The following is a 15,564-nucleotide window of genomic DNA, read 5'->3' as shown; positions in this document are numbered from 1 at the left end:
TTTTAACTCATCTTAATACATTAAGTTTTTTCTTATTTTCTTCATATTTTTGCTGAGCATATTTTTGCAATTTATCCCACCCTTGATCTTTTCTATATATAATAAATTCATTTAATATACTATTAAACTCCTCTTCATTCTTAGCTATAAGTAATTTTTTCAAAGTACTCCCCCATTTTGTGCTTATTCTAGAAAAAGCTACTCCTTCTTCGCTATCATCATATGTATAAACGTTATCAAACAAAGAATAATTATAGGTTTTTCCCTTTGCCCAATCACTTATCATTCTTATTGCTTCCTCACTATCAGGTGTCCATTTCTGTATTAAATCTCCATCCTCTAGCATCCAATAAGTGCTTGCTGCACCATATTTATTGTCAAAAGCTATTCTGTCCTTATTTAACAAATCAATAACTTCTGGTTTAAACTGTTCCTTTCCGTCAATTACATCCCAAGTTGAACCTTTTATCCCCAAATACAGATCCCGATTTCCCTCTTCGCTAATTAAATAACTTAAAAACCTCATAGCTCTCTTTGGATCCTTGCATGATTTTGAAATTAGTGTAACTGTCCACCCCGAGATACTGTCTCCTGCTAATTTAGGTGGATCGAGCTTAGAATTTGAAGGCCCAGCAATAGCCATATATGCCTTATTTTTATCTCTAGAATATAATTCCAGCTGTTGGGTAGACATATCAGAACTTTGGTAAAGCATTGCAAAATATCTTCCTTCAGTTATCTTTTCTTCTATCTGAGCTCTTTTATCTATAAAAGTATCCTTTGATAACAATCCTTTCTCGTTAGCCATTCTTAATGTCTTTAACCATCTAATGTATTCGTTATCTATATTTTTATCATATACTCTACCATTTTCTTCCCTAGGAACTGCTAAAAAATTTGGTAAAATGCTGTCTAGAGAAAGATTTCCAGAGTCATTAAACTCATGGAATCCTAGAGGTATCAGCTCTTGACCATCAACCATAGGGAATTCTTTTTTAGCCCTTTCAAGTGCAATTAAAAAGCCCTCAGGCGTTCTCATATCAGGTTTTCCTAAAGCTTCATAAATATCTTTCCTCACTAGAAATGCTTGATTAGATGGTTTTTCTTCCTTGTAATCGTTAAAGTCTCTTACCGGGCTTGAAAAATTGGGATAGCAATAAACATGTCCATCAATTTCCCTATACCACTCCAATTTTTGTTTATCTGCAACTTTCATAAAATATGTATCATATTGTTCTGATAGTTTATCAAGAGGCAGAGCTAAACCATTTTGTATAACCCTCTTATATCCATCGCTCTGAGAACTTAACGTAATAAAGTCTGGTAATTTACCCGCTTCAATCATAGCATTTAATTTTTCTGTTTCATCACCGCTTGGAGTTATTAAGTTTAAACTAACACCAGTTTTATCTGTAACATATTTTGAGACAGGATTAGTACCCCACTTAGTTTGAAACCATGAAAAATCAATATACCAATCAAATGTTATTGGTGTTATATCCGCCTTCCAATCTTCTTTACTATACTTATTATTTATTTTATTATCTATTTTTTTATCAGATAAATTACATGCGGTGAAAAATACGGAAACCACAATTAAAATTATAATACCTTCACAAAACTTTACATTTCCCCTTCTCATAATTAGTCCCCCTTAAAATTAAAATCTAATTATATATATTATATCTTGAATACCTAACATAGTAATGCATGTTAAAAGTTCATATTTAAAGTGCCCCTATTATAATAAAATCCTCCCAAAATGATATAATGTAAATAACAACAAATACAAAAACATCAAAAATTAGGAGGGTTTATTTATACGAATACTATAACACAATCTAATGGAAATAAAAACGACTTTATAAAATTTATACTAATTTAAGCTAAATACTTTAAAATAATACATTGCAACAAGGAAAATATTTAAATCTATAAAATGGGTCCACAATGAGAATCGAGCTTATGTGTATACTCACCAAAAATAAATACATATTTATTTCATAGAACTATGAAAATGAGCTGTTAAAAGTGCTTATTTATAGATATCTTATAATCTTATTGTTTCTCCACCAATAACTTTTACGGCTTTGTTATCTACACTAATCCATACTGTTATTGCAGTCGGATTATATACAATATCTCCTTTTGCCGAGAATTCAAGTCTCTTTAACGCCTTAATATATCTCATTACTTCAATATTAGTTGCAAACCATATTTCTTTATTCTTAGAAACTAGCTCACAAAAATTCTCAATTAAGTTCCAGTTATTATTTCTTTCAAACTCAAAGCTATGTCCCCAAACATACATCAGCTTTAGCTTTCCTTTAAACTCATAATCGGAGAATTTTTGTCCAATCTTCATAAGATTATCATCATGATGACAAGTTGCATTCCATGCCAAAAAATTTTCTGGAATATAGAAATCATGATGTGAAATTACAGTTCTTGAATACTGAATTCCAAGGCTCTCAAGAGTTTTTATTAAATCTCCATTAAAAGCTCCGTATGGGTAGGACATTCCTTTTATAGGGTAACCAACCAAAGACTCTAAGCATTTTCTGTCTTCAACTATTTCTTCTATAATAGCTTCAACAGGTATGCAGTCTAAAAATGGATGAGTTTTTGCATGCACAGAAACCTCATGACCTTTATAAAGTTCTGCAACTTCAGCTTTAGTAATAAAATTCTCCTTGTCTAGAATTCCTGAGTTTAAATGAAATGTACCTTTTATTCCATACTTATTAAATATGCTTATTAATCTTCTATCAAAAATTTGTCCATCATCATAACTCATGGTTAGTGCTTTTGTTTTTCCTTCTGGAAATAAATCAAAATTAACATTCATAACTTTCACCTCAAATTTTATATGTTTAATACAGTAAAAAATAATAAATCAAAGAAGTTACGTGTATGATCATTATTTTTATGTCATCTGACGCAACCCTAACACTTGTTGACACACTTGCAATTATCTATATATGCATTTACTTATTCTACTTCCAATGTAACTAACGACATAATAGGAAGCATTACCATAAATATTCTCATTTATCTTACCAGCCAATCTATTTATTTTTTTATTAAGAACTTTACATTATTCCTTTACCGCACCTGCTGTAAGGCTCTTCTGCACCTGATCACTTAAAAGTATATATATTAATATTGTTGGTATTGTTGCAATAACAAGTCCTGCACCTATATCTCCCCATTTTGTTACGTAATTACCTACCATAGACATAATGCCTACTGTAAGTGTTTTATATTGAGCTTTATTTATAAATGTTACTGCAAACATTAACTCATTCCAGGAAGAAAGATATGTGAATATGGCTACAGTAGCCATAGCTGGTCTTATAATAGGAAGAATTATAGAAAAAAATATTCTAAAAATTCCGCATCCATCTATAACTGCTGCTTCTTCAAGCTCCCTTGGAATACCTTTTAAAAATCCTGTTAGTATTAATACTCCCATAGGAATTCCAAAAGCAGTATAAGGTATAATTAAAGCCCAATATGAATTCAGCAATTTTAAATCTTTAAGTACCATGAATAATGGCAATAATGCTGCGTGTATTGGAACCATCATTCCTGTCAATATTATTATCATAGTAACCTTGCTCAATTTCCACTTCATACGGCTAATTGCATATCCTGTCATAGAGGACAGGATAAGCACTAACGCTATAGTGGCCACTGTAACAATAACACTATTAAAGAAATATTTCATAACTTGAGCTTGAGAAATTGCGCTTTCATAGTTTTCAATACGCCACACTTGTGGAATACCAGCCACATTGCCACCAAATATCTCATTATTGTCCTTAAAAGAGAATAATATTAGCCATATAAGTGGATATAACTGTATTACAGCAACAATAATAAGAAATATTTGTATAGGTAATTTTCTTACACCCTTCTTACTTATTAAAGAACTCTTGATTATGTTCATCTTAAATCACTTCCTTCCATTATCTTCTATTCTGTTTTAATAAGCCTATCAAGAAGCACTGTTAGTACTAAACATTCTAATATAATAAATACTGATATTGCGCTGCCATAACCGTATTTATAATTATCAAAAATAGTAGTGTACATTAATGTACTTGGTACTTCTGTTGAGAAAAAAGGGCCTCCATTAGTTAACACATAAATTAAATCAAATACTTTTAATGCACCAATAAGTGAGAAAGTTATACAAACCTTTAAAATAGGTTTTAAAAGAGGAATAGTAATATGAAACGCAGTTTTTACTGGAGAAGCACCATCTATTTTAGCTGCTTCGTAAATATCTGAAGAAATTGACTTCGCTCCTGCATACATAATCAACATATGATAACCTACATATTGCCATAATATAGGGATGAAAGTACTTATAAGAGCTGTATTCTCTTTTCCCAGCCAGTCATGGACTAATTTTCCTTGTCCAATAGCTTTAAGCAATGTATTAAGTAAGCCATAATCAGCATTGTATATTTTAATCCACAATTGCCCAATTACAACAGTAGAAATAATTACAGGTATAAAATATACCGTACGATAGAATTTTTCAAATTTAACCCCTGAGGCTAAAATTAGTGCTAAGAGTAACGATATTGGCAATTGAATTACAATGGAAACCACTGCAAATAATAGTGAGTTCTTGGCTGAATGCAAGAATCTTGTATCTGAAAACATTTGTTTATAATTATCTAATCCAATAAATGTACCTTTTCCTATACCACTCCAGTCAAATGTACTGTATCTTACTGATAAGATGATAGGAACAAATATAATTGCAGACATTATGATTAGTGTTGGTAGTACAAATATACATATTATTTTCTTATTTGATAAAATAGAATTTATGATTATCACCCTTTCAATAAAGCATGCAATAAAACCTTTTTGTTTTACCACATGCTCTGTAGTATACTAAACTTTTGCTATTTTGCTGCTTCTACCTTAGACATTTCATCACAGAATTGCTCTGGAGTAATCTTCTTTCCTAAAAGTTCTGCAATAGCATTTTTATGAGTCTCTGCAGAAGTAGCAGGAAGGATATTATCCCACCAAGTAACATATGATGTACCTGTTGCCATTAAATCTGCTGCTTGTTTTGTTAGAGGTGAAAGCTTAGAAGTATCTAAATCTTTGGTATCCCAACATGCTAGTCCTGCATTTGCTAAATAACCTTCTTTACCTATTTTTTCGCTTAAATAACTTAAGAATTCAACAGCTTCCTTAGGATGTTTTGTATTTGCATTAACATAAAAGCCATCTACACCACCTCCATAGAATTCTGTTATTTTACCAGCACCATCTTTAAATAAAGGGAAAGGTACTGCAACAACTTTTCCACTGGTAGCTGCTGAAGGATCATCTATTGGTGATGTTACCCAATTTGCTTGAAACATCATTGCAGAATTACCTCCAGTAAAGGCTCCTAGCATTTCATCATAACTCATGCTAAACATACTATCATTAAAAGCTCCAGCATCAGCGAGCTCTTGCATTTTTTTCGCAGCTGCTACAAACTCAGGGGATTTGAATTTTGAAGGATCTTTCATTGCCGTCATAACTGCAGAATTTCCTGCTTGACGCATAGCCATGATGTCAAACCAATACATTCCTGGCCATCTATCCTTTTCTCCTAAAGCTATTGGCGTGATATTTGCTGCGCGTAATTTTTTTACAGCATCAAGCAATTCATCATATGTTGTTGGTATTTTAGCTCCGGCCTTATCAAATAGCTCCTTATTACAATATAAGCTTGCTATGAACGTATACATAGGTAAACTATAAGTCTTCCCCTTAACTACACAACCATCTATTGTACCTTTAATTAATTTATCTTTAATTTCTGGAGTAATATATTGATCAATTGGCAGCATATTTCCTGCTTCTATATAAGGCCCAACAAAACTTCCTCCCCACATATATTCTATATCTGGAGCTTCGTCTGCAGCTAGCGCTGTCTTGATCTTTGTTTTATACTGCTCACCCGTAACTCCATCTTGCTCTACAATGATATTAGGATGATCTTTGTTCCACTGATCTACAGCCTCTACTAGCAATTTTGCTGTTGGATCAGTATCTCCAACAGATTGATGCCACATAGTCAATTTAATTGGTCCACTCTCTCCTGAAGAATTGTCTGCACTTTTATTAGATGAACATGCAGCTAACGAAAATGTCATCGCAGTAACAAGTACAGCAGTCATTATTTTTTTAACACGTTTTATCATAAATATCCCCCTTAATATATTTTTTTGATATCTCTTATATTTTAAAAGGATATGATATTGTTTACAATTCAATATCTGCACATAAACATTCAAAAAAACAACATACTATATCTTAGTCTTATTGTATTTTTTAAACTCATTAATGCAAAGTCCCGTCTGCTTTTTAAACAAAATACTCAAGTAATGAGAATCACTTATTCCTACTCTTTCACTAATCTGAGTTCCATTTAAATCTGTTTCTAATAAGAATTTTTGAACCTTTCTAATTCTTATATAAGTAAGATATTCAACAAAAGTTTTTGAAGTCTGCTGCTTAAATAAACGCCCTAAATGCCCTGGACTTATAAAAAATTCTTTTGCAACACTAGAGAGTGATAGATTTTGATTCGCAATATTATTATTTAAATATTTCTTTACATCTTCAATGAATGTATTAACTTTTACGTCATTTGATTTTTCCATTAAAACATTGATATTTTCTGCATATTCCTTGATTTTAGGTAGATTTTCCTCAACCTGCTTTTTCAATTGATTGTATTCTTTTTCATGGTTTCTTTCTGAACTTATTATACTTCTTAACTTACTTAAGGTCTGCATGATCTCAGCTGAATTTATTGGTTTTAGAATAAAATCAGATATTCCAAGCCTAACACTGCTTCTTGCATATTCAAAGTCATCATAACCTGTAACAATAATGATTTTAATGTGTGGATATTTTGCTAATACACGCTTACTAAATTCAATCCCATCCATAGAAGGCATACATATATCAGTAAATATAATATCTGGATTCAGTTTGTCAACCAGTTCTAATGCTTGTTCAGCATTTCCTGCTTCTCCTACAGCTTCCATACTTGCTTCTTTCCAATCAATCTTCATTTTGATAAGATTTCTAATCAAATATTCATCATCTACAATAATAACCTTTAATATTTCATCCACTTTTTATTCCTCCTTTTCCTCCGCTTCTATGAATAATACAATTTTTGTTCCCTCTCCCAGTTTGCTCTCAATTTTATAAGCGTTATCATTTCCATAAAAAATCCTGATTCTTTCGAAGGTTCCTCTTAATCCAAAACTTTCCTCGATACCCCTATCCTTACTGATCAATATATCCTCTATTTGTTCTTCACTCATTCCAGCACCGTCATCTTCTACTGATAGTATAACAATTCCCTCCCCCTTATGAGCACTAATTTTTATAGTTCCATTTTTCCCTTTTGCTCTAATTCCATGATACAACGCATTTTCAGCAAGGGGCTGCAAAATAAGCTTAGGAATTTTATACTCAAAGCAGTTTGATTCGATAGTATATTCCATTTCAAATAAATCTGGATATCTTACCTTTTGAATTTTAAGATAGTTTTTAACCATTTCTACTTCTTCTCTAATTGTTATAATTTCTTTACCTTTGCTAACACTTGTCCTATAATAATTACCCAAAGCTTCTACTAAATAACTTACTTCCTTATTACATCCCGAAAGCGCCAGCGAATTAATTGAATCTAATGTATTGTATAAAAAATGAGGTTTAATTTGTGCTTGAAAGGTATACAATTCTGCTTTTCTAATTGTCTTTTGCTCCTCTATAACACGAGCGATTAATTTTTTTATTTCTGTTATCATTATATTGTAACCGCTGCAAAGCTTTTTGAATTCATAGCCATAGGTTTTAATTCTCACCTCATTAAATACACCTTTTTCTATGTCTTTCATTGAAGTCAAGAGAGATTTAATAGGTAGGGTAATAATTCGAGATATACTGATTGAACAAATGAACAAAATAATGCCATTGAATAAAATAATTATAAAGCCAATGAAAATCATAGTCATGCTTTCTTTAGACAACTGAGCAAAAGGTATGATGCTGACAAACTTCCAATTGTAATTATTTTTAGAACTATAAGAAATAAGATATTCTGTTGTACCAAGTTTCTTCATTTTATATCCTGTATCATTGCCTGAAAATTCATCTCCAATTCGTACTATTTCATTATCTATGTTTATATTTACTTCTACATTTTCCTTTTCATCTTTTAAACTTTTTAGTGATGTAATCTTTTGATTTTCTTTATCTAGAATTACTATGTTGGTCTCTGCATCATTAGATATATTGTCAAAAACTTGTTTAAAAGATTTTTGTGGAATATTTATTACTAGAATACCTAACTTATTCATGTTATCCATATCTCTCACTAAGCGTATCAAAGAAACATAATTCTCTTGACCCTTTTCAAAGGTCACTCCCCCCCCATTTAACTCTAGTATAAAAGCTCCCTTTTTTTCTGTTACATGCTTGTACCATTTCGCATTAACAATCTTATCAGATGGAAGGGTTGGCAATATATCCGCCCCTACTGAATAGACATTATTTGAATTATCTAAAATATAAACTGAACTGGCATAAGGTACTGATTGAATAAACTTGTATAAATATGAACTTACTTTAGCCTGTGTATTTAAATCCTCATACATGCTCCCTTGCCTTAAAAGCTTCTGTAAATCACTATTTGATAAAACCATTTTAGACAGACTATCTGCATTATTAATCATCAAGTTAATATTTGTCTGTATGGAATTTAAGGTTTGAACAGACACTTCACTAACCTTTCTCTGTGTAATATTCAAATATATTTTTTCATAGAACAAACTACTTACAACAGTCGAAGCTACAATAAGAACAAAATAAAACAAAGCTATTATCAACCCAATTTTGCTATTAGATAATTTTTTATTTAATCTTTTTAGCCACATTATTAGATTCCTCCCATGAATTCAAATTCTACACTTATTTTAAAATTTGCGCCTCCATGTTCCTTCATTGTAATATATTTACCATTTAGTGCTTTTTAAATTACTCATATCACTTGACTTCAAAGTTCAAATATTTTATATTTTCCCCCACATTAAAAAATCCCCTAAAGGGGATTGTGACTTCTATAAATAAAATAGAAAAGTTTTTTTATATATTCCATTAACATTTTTTTAATTTATTATAATTATGTTTTATACTAGATTTCCATTATTTTTCCGGCATCTATTTCAATAATCTTTTCATTATATTCAAACCATATTTTCATGCTTGATGGATTCTTTACTTTTTTGCCATCAGCGCTGAATATTAATCTGTTATAAGCATCAATATACTCATAAATTTCTATGTTTGTTGCATACCAAATATCTTCTCTTCCACCTACATATTTACCAAAGTCCTCAATAATGCTCCAATTATCGTCTGCTTCAAATTCATAGCTGTGTCCCCACAGATAAAATAAATAAGGTGCATGAATTACCTCATCTTCAACAAACTTTTTTGTTAGGCTTTCAAATTCTGGCGACCTATGGTGGCAAGTTGCTGTTAATCTCATCCAATCCCTGGGAATTCTAAAATCATTAGTTGAAATCACAGTTCTTGCATATACTATTCCGCATGCTTCAAGTGCTGCAATAACTTTATCATCAAAAGTACCATAAGGGTATGCCATTCCACGCACAATTGTAATAAATTGTTTTTCAAGATTCTCTCTATCCTCCATTATTTCTTTGACAACAAGGTTAGATGGTAATTGTTCAAGAAATGGATGAGTTAATGAGTGAACCGCCACTTCCTGACCAGAACTTTTGTAAATTTCCGTAACCTGTTTCTCCGTCATTCTGCGGTGAATCTGCCCTTCAGGATAAACTGTCCCATCTTCTGCATACACTCCACTATTCAAATTAAAAGTCCCTTTTAATCCATATTTATTCATAATTTCAATTAAACGAACATCCTGTTCCACACCATCATCATAACTCAAAGTAAGAGCCTTAGCCCTTCCCTCAGGAAATCTCAAAAAAATACTTGCCATAATATCACTCCTAATCATCTGCAGCAAAATTGCTTTCTGTATTGCAGTGGTGTCTTTTCTTTTACTTGAACAAATTTATTTATAAAGTAATCGGTATTATTATATCCAACCTTTTCTGCAATTTTATAAATTTTATCATCACTTCGCTTAAGTAATTCTGCTGCTTTTTCAATTCTATATGCATTTAAATAGTCTTTAAATGATACATTATATTGCTTTTTAAAAATTTGACCCAAGTATGCACTATTAATATAGTACTTTTCACTCAAATATTTTAAACTTAACTTCTCCATATAATGTTCTGAAATTTCTTTATCAATTTGATTTAGAATACCCTGAAATGAATTTTGTCTTAATTGATTTAAATATTCTGCAAACGCTAAAGAAAAATCCTTTAAATGATTTGCACTTCCCCTGCTTATCATTTGTTCAAAAGAAATAGAACTAATATATTGCATTACTTCCTCTTGATCAACTTCTGAATCTAATTCCTTTGCAATATTAATTAAATTACATAACAAATAATTTATATTAATCTTTATGATATCTAAATTTATCTTATGTTCTCTAAAACTTGCATAAATTTTATCAACACAATTTATAATTTCTTCCTGATTGTTATCCTCGATTTCATGAATTAAATAATCCATATACCGCTTTCCAGCATTGCAGCTAAGTTCTTTTTTCTTAGCCATTTCATCATAATATGTGATATTATTTTCAATTGAAAAATCTGAAAATAATCTAGCTACGGTTGCGGATTTATATGATAATGCTAATTCTTCTAAACTATTGACCTTCTGGCCTATATAAATGAAGAAATCGTACTTCTGAATTTGCTTCATATGAGTTTTAAAGCTCAATATATATTCATTTTCACTCATTCCATTTTCCTTAGCTAACCTTTTATCATAAATAAAACCAATATCATAACAACCCTTAGATTGTCCCATATCAATAATTACATTGTAAAAATCTTCCCCTAACCATTCGATCACGTTCTGATAAAAAATTAACTGCTGCTCCCTTTTTTCACCATCTGATACATTTATTTCGTTATCATTGGAATAATTAATTTCAATAATCATATATCGCAATTCAGAAGAAAAATTCTGGTATCTTTTAATATATGCTAAGTTAGAATCATTGCATTTACCATGCATAATTTCATTTAAGTATCTATCATATATGACTTTATCGTTTATTTTTTGCATTATATGCTGTTGTTCCTGTTTAATATATTCTTCCTTAAATGCACTTAAAACCTTAATTAGTTCTTCTTTATTAATTGGTTTTAAGATATAATCAGTTACATTACATTTTATTGCCTTTTTAGCATATTCAAATTCGTAATAACCGCTTAATACAATAAATTTCACTTCGTTTAACATATTACCACGTACATATTCAATTAATTCAAGCCCATTCATTTCAGGCATTTTTATATCTACAATTATTAAATCAATATCTTTCACTTCTAACTCTTTAATTGCTTCAATACCATTCGCGGCCTCTCCAACAACTTCGTATCCATATTGTTCCCAATCAATTAAAATCTTTAAGCCTTGTCTAATAAATGGCTCATCATCTACTATTAAAACTTTAATCATAAATATCCCCCTAATATTAGTAGTTAATATTTTCATTTTCTTTAACTGCATGATTGATTAACTTTATTTCATCAAGACAAATTTGTATGGTTACTTCTGTACCTTCTCCTATTTTGCTTTCAATTTCAAACTGCATACCGTTATTACAGTACATTTGTAAACGCATATAAGTGTTAAGAACTCCTGTACTTTTACTATTGTTTAGAGTTTCTATTTTTGCATTATTAAGTTTCTCCCTAATTGAATTTAGCTTCACTTCATCTATTCCAATTCCTGTATCTGAAATTTCAATAATTAAATTATTATCATATTTAAATATAGCTACATTAATACTTGCATCATGCGAAACCTCTTCAATTCCATGAACGCAAGCATTTTCAACAAAACTTAAAATAGACAGCTTTGGAATCTTTATATTCTTACACTTTTCCATAACATAAAAACTATATGATAATTTATCACCAAAACGGTATTTTTGAATTTGGAGATAATTTTCTACAAAACGCATTTCGTCTTCAATGGTGATATTATCTTCTCCCCAATTTATTGTTTTTCTAAGCAATGCTGATAAATTTTCAATTATTTCAGCAGTCTCAACTTCCCCTTTAATTAAACTTCTCATACGAATACTTTCAAGGGTATTAAACATAAAATGAGGATTCACCTGGCTTTGGAGTGCTTTTAATTCTGCCTGTTTTTTTGCTAGTTCAAGACGCTGTTTTTCTACATCTCTCTTAAATACTACTTCTATTAATTCTTTAATTCTTAAAACCATCATGTTATAACTTCGAATTAATTTACCTATTTCATCTTTTTCATAACTATATTCTTCTATTATAGAAAATTCTTCATTCTCCACTTTTCTTAAATATATATTAAGTAAAGCAATCCTATTACCAATTGAATGGGAAATTAAAGCTATAATTATTGTAGGCAGTATTAGGTTTAATATTATTAATTCAATAAATAATTCTTTTTTTTCAATTATTTTTAAAAATGGGCTCATTCCTTTTTCAGTAATAATTATATTCCACTTTTCCTTTGACATCTTAAACTTATAGAAATCGTTTAATTTGACATTCTCACCTTGTATGGAGTCCACAGAATCAAATTTATCTGGTCCTACACCGGATTTTCGATTGGAAAATAATACAAACTCGTTGTTACATATATATATATTATCTTCCATTTTTTCATTTAGGATATTATTTAATATTACGTTGTAATCAACATCTATTCTTAAAATATTCTCATGGGTTTTATCAAAGTTATCCAATTTTCGAATAATGCTAATTGTCCTAGCCATATTATTTATAGATAACTTTTTATCCTCATCATAAAAGACAGATATGGTCATAGCCTCTTTATTATTTCCAAATCGCTTGTACCACTCACTTTCACGTATTTTGGGCGTTAACTTTACAAAATTATCACTATCACTTATTGTGTTATTGTCTGTAAAAATTGTAACCTGATATACATGTTGCGGTCCATAGTAATACTTTATTACATTGTTTTGTAGTAAAAAAATATATCTGTCATAGTAAGAAAGAAGATTATCATATCTTTTATTAATGAAATCATTTAAAGTTATGTCTTTATACAAATGATCTGATACTAACACACAATCATCAAATACTGCATCTAAATTATACTTAACTCTATCAATAGAATGCTCCATATTTATTCTCTGTTCTTTTTCTTCACTATTTCTTATAGTAATATAGAATATAGAGTTAGTAACAGTCATAGGAACTAAAACACAAACAAGATATATTAGTAATAATTTTGATCTAATACTATAATTATTCAATATCTTAAAGTTCTTCATTCTATTACCTCTTCTTCAAAAATTTATCACACTCTTACATTCTATGATATAACATTAAACTGTTATAAGCAAATACTTGGTTTCTTTCCAGAACATATATTGCATCTTTTTCAGCAGTTAAAAGTCCTATACGTGGTACTATACCTTCTAGTATCTATCACAAAAGTTTCTGCTTTTTCTAACATTGAAGCATCCTCTAAATTTGTAATATTTGTGATAGAATTCTTATTTAATTCATCTTCTTAATTTATAATTCACAAATAGCATTGTCTATTTATTATATTTTACTTTAGAATTCTATACTTAAACTTAGAAAACTCAGCAATTCCACCAATCTCCTTTGTGGAAAATAGGAATAGGCCAACTCTACACCCTACAAACTGATCCATTTTCCATACCATATTGTGTGTGATACCTAATTTAATCCATTCTTCTCCATCTTGATAATAAAACTCACACTCGTCTTTATTATCTACGAAACAGCCATATGCCTTCAAGATAACTTTATTTCCCTTTATAGGAATCCTCGCATATTCAACTCCAGACTCATTGTCTATCAAATTTCCGAAGATAGATTTGTCGTCGCTCTCTCTTGCTAACATTACCAAGTAATATTTATCCTCTTCTTTGGTAAGTGCAATCAATCCGTATGAACTGATCAAGAAGCATAAACCAGCATAATCACCATTTTTAAGCTCGCTACCATCTAAATTTACAGTTACCTCACACGCAGGTCCCATGGCACGTTGTGTAAGTGTGTTTACGGCATAATTTAAATTTGAACTTATTTTTCCTGAATGGATGCGATACGTTCCTGGATTTTCTGTTACTGACCATAAATCATTTGATGATATATGATTCCACTGCCAGATATCTTTTAGATGAACCTTATGGTTTTCATTCGGTTTATAAATAAAATCATCATCTCCAACAAGAGGCTTATATTCATAATTTGGTCGCGTACTCGGAATCTCAATATATTCAGGAGCCTTTTTATCGAATACCGGAAAGTCATTTTCAAAGTGAAGTGGTACAAGAACAGGTATACGGCCAACAGCTCCATGATCTTGAAATAACATTCCATACCATTTGCCATCTGGAGTATCTACGATTCCTCCTTGTGCTATACCTGAATTAAAACATCCCATATCATCATCAAAAACCTCTCCTCCAACAAATTCTCCCTCTAGAGAATCTGCTACGAAGCACGCTTGAGTTCTTCGATGATTTCCAGATTTTAATATATGAATAAAAAATGCGTAATACTTACCATTAATTTTATAGAAATGAGCTCCTTCATACCCAAGGTAAAACTCTCGAGTCTCTCTCACAATTATTCTATTTATTCCACCTGGTTTAGGACCTGAAAGATCATCATTCAATTCTGTGAGGTGAATTTCAGTGTTACCGTAAATAATATAAATTCTATCATCATCAAATAGCAATGAACAATCATGATAGAATCCTTCTATTATTTGTCTTTCCCAAGGTCCATCTATATCCGTAGCTGTAAACAGATATGTTTTTTGCGTATCATTTGCTACAAAACATACATAAAATCTGCCCTTATGATAACGAAGGGAGGCTGCCCACATTCCCTTTCCATAGATGTGTTTTTCACCTTCTAGTTTTTGATCTGGTGTATCATCTAAAACTTCATATACATAGGTTGCCACTTCCCAATTTATAAGGTCATAGGAACGCAATATTACGCCTCCTGGCATAAAATGCATTGTTGTAGTAATCATATAATAAGTATCATCTACTCGTATTATATCTGGATCTGGATAGTCAGCCCAAATAATAGGATTATTTCTCATAATACAGTCTCCTTCCTTATTTAATAATTTTTCAATCACAGCCGTATTATATATAATAGTTATTATAAAATTTAATTCTTGAGAAAATAAGCAGTTAAAGGTTCTTAGTCGTTAGTTGTTCAACTTTAGCTTGTCGCACTGAAAGTGAAAACACTCTAAAGTTGATGCAACCTAGTACTTAGAACCTCCTGCCAATTTTTAAAAACTTTTGGAACATTGCAGCCTTAC

11 protein-coding genes are annotated in these 15,564 nt (G+C 30.6%); all 11 read right to left on the bottom strand.

The genetic code is table 11. From position 1 onward, the window contains the following. Positions 1-7: 7 nt before the first annotated feature. The 11 genes from CLCHR_RS00880 to CLCHR_RS00830 all read right to left on the bottom strand — a co-directional run bounded on the left by CLCHR_RS00880 (position 8) and on the right by CLCHR_RS00830 (position 15,336). On the bottom strand, positions 8-1,642 hold the full coding sequence (locus tag CLCHR_RS00880; protein ID WP_079437771.1) for an extracellular solute-binding protein: 1,635 nt from the start codon (positions 1,640-1,642) through the stop codon (positions 8-10). A gap of 408 nt (positions 1,643-2,050) precedes the next feature. Beyond that, entirely contained in the window at positions 2,051-2,848 is a 798-nt protein-coding gene (locus CLCHR_RS00875) for a polysaccharide deacetylase family protein (RefSeq protein WP_079437770.1), read from the bottom strand. A 249-nt stretch (positions 2,849-3,097) separates the two neighbouring features. After that, positions 3,098-3,952, bottom strand: coding sequence for a carbohydrate ABC transporter permease (locus tag CLCHR_RS00870; RefSeq protein ID WP_079437769.1), 855 nt, complete (start codon positions 3,950-3,952; stop codon positions 3,098-3,100). A gap of 26 nt (positions 3,953-3,978) precedes the next feature. Beyond that, a complete protein-coding gene (locus CLCHR_RS00865; protein WP_079437817.1) occupies positions 3,979-4,848 on the bottom strand; it encodes a carbohydrate ABC transporter permease in 870 nt (289 codons plus the stop codon). Between the two features lie 77 nt (positions 4,849-4,925). Then, positions 4,926-6,227: an extracellular solute-binding protein gene (locus CLCHR_RS00860; protein ID WP_079437768.1), complete on the bottom strand. Its 1,302-nt coding sequence runs from the start codon at positions 6,225-6,227 to the stop codon at positions 4,926-4,928. Positions 6,228-6,332: 105 nt separating this feature from the next. Continuing rightward, on the bottom strand, positions 6,333-7,169 hold the full coding sequence (locus CLCHR_RS00855) for a response regulator transcription factor (RefSeq protein WP_079437767.1): 837 nt from the start codon (positions 7,167-7,169) through the stop codon (positions 6,333-6,335). 3 nt (positions 7,170-7,172) lie between these two features. Further along, the gene (locus CLCHR_RS00850; RefSeq protein ID WP_079437766.1) at positions 7,173-8,981 is read right to left on the bottom strand and encodes a cache domain-containing sensor histidine kinase; all 1,809 of its coding nucleotides are present in this window, start codon (positions 8,979-8,981) and stop codon (positions 7,173-7,175) included. Positions 8,982-9,238: 257 nt separating this feature from the next. Continuing rightward, positions 9,239-10,075 carry a polysaccharide deacetylase family protein gene (locus CLCHR_RS00845; protein ID WP_079437765.1) on the bottom strand — a complete coding sequence of 279 codons (837 nt, stop codon included), beginning with the start codon at positions 10,073-10,075 and terminating at the stop codon, positions 9,239-9,241. A 14-nt stretch (positions 10,076-10,089) separates the two neighbouring features. Then, positions 10,090-11,685, bottom strand: coding sequence for a response regulator transcription factor (locus CLCHR_RS00840; RefSeq protein ID WP_079437764.1), 1,596 nt, complete (start codon positions 11,683-11,685; stop codon positions 10,090-10,092). A gap of 16 nt (positions 11,686-11,701) precedes the next feature. Next, positions 11,702-13,516, bottom strand: a complete 1,815-nt coding sequence (locus CLCHR_RS00835) for a sensor histidine kinase (RefSeq protein ID WP_079437763.1) — start codon at positions 13,514-13,516, stop codon at positions 11,702-11,704. A gap of 284 nt (positions 13,517-13,800) precedes the next feature. Further along, positions 13,801-15,336 carry a glycoside hydrolase family 43 protein gene (locus tag CLCHR_RS00830; protein WP_079437762.1) on the bottom strand — a complete coding sequence of 512 codons (1,536 nt, stop codon included), beginning with the start codon at positions 15,334-15,336 and terminating at the stop codon, positions 13,801-13,803. Positions 15,337-15,564: the final 228 nt, after the last annotated feature.

Origin of the sequence: Clostridium chromiireducens (assembly GCF_002029255.1) — a bacterium.
GTDB lineage: Bacteria > Bacillota > Clostridia > Clostridiales > Clostridiaceae > Clostridium > Clostridium chromiireducens.
Note: the sequence above shows the minus strand (reverse complement) of the source record. Positions and strands in the feature narration are given on the sequence as shown.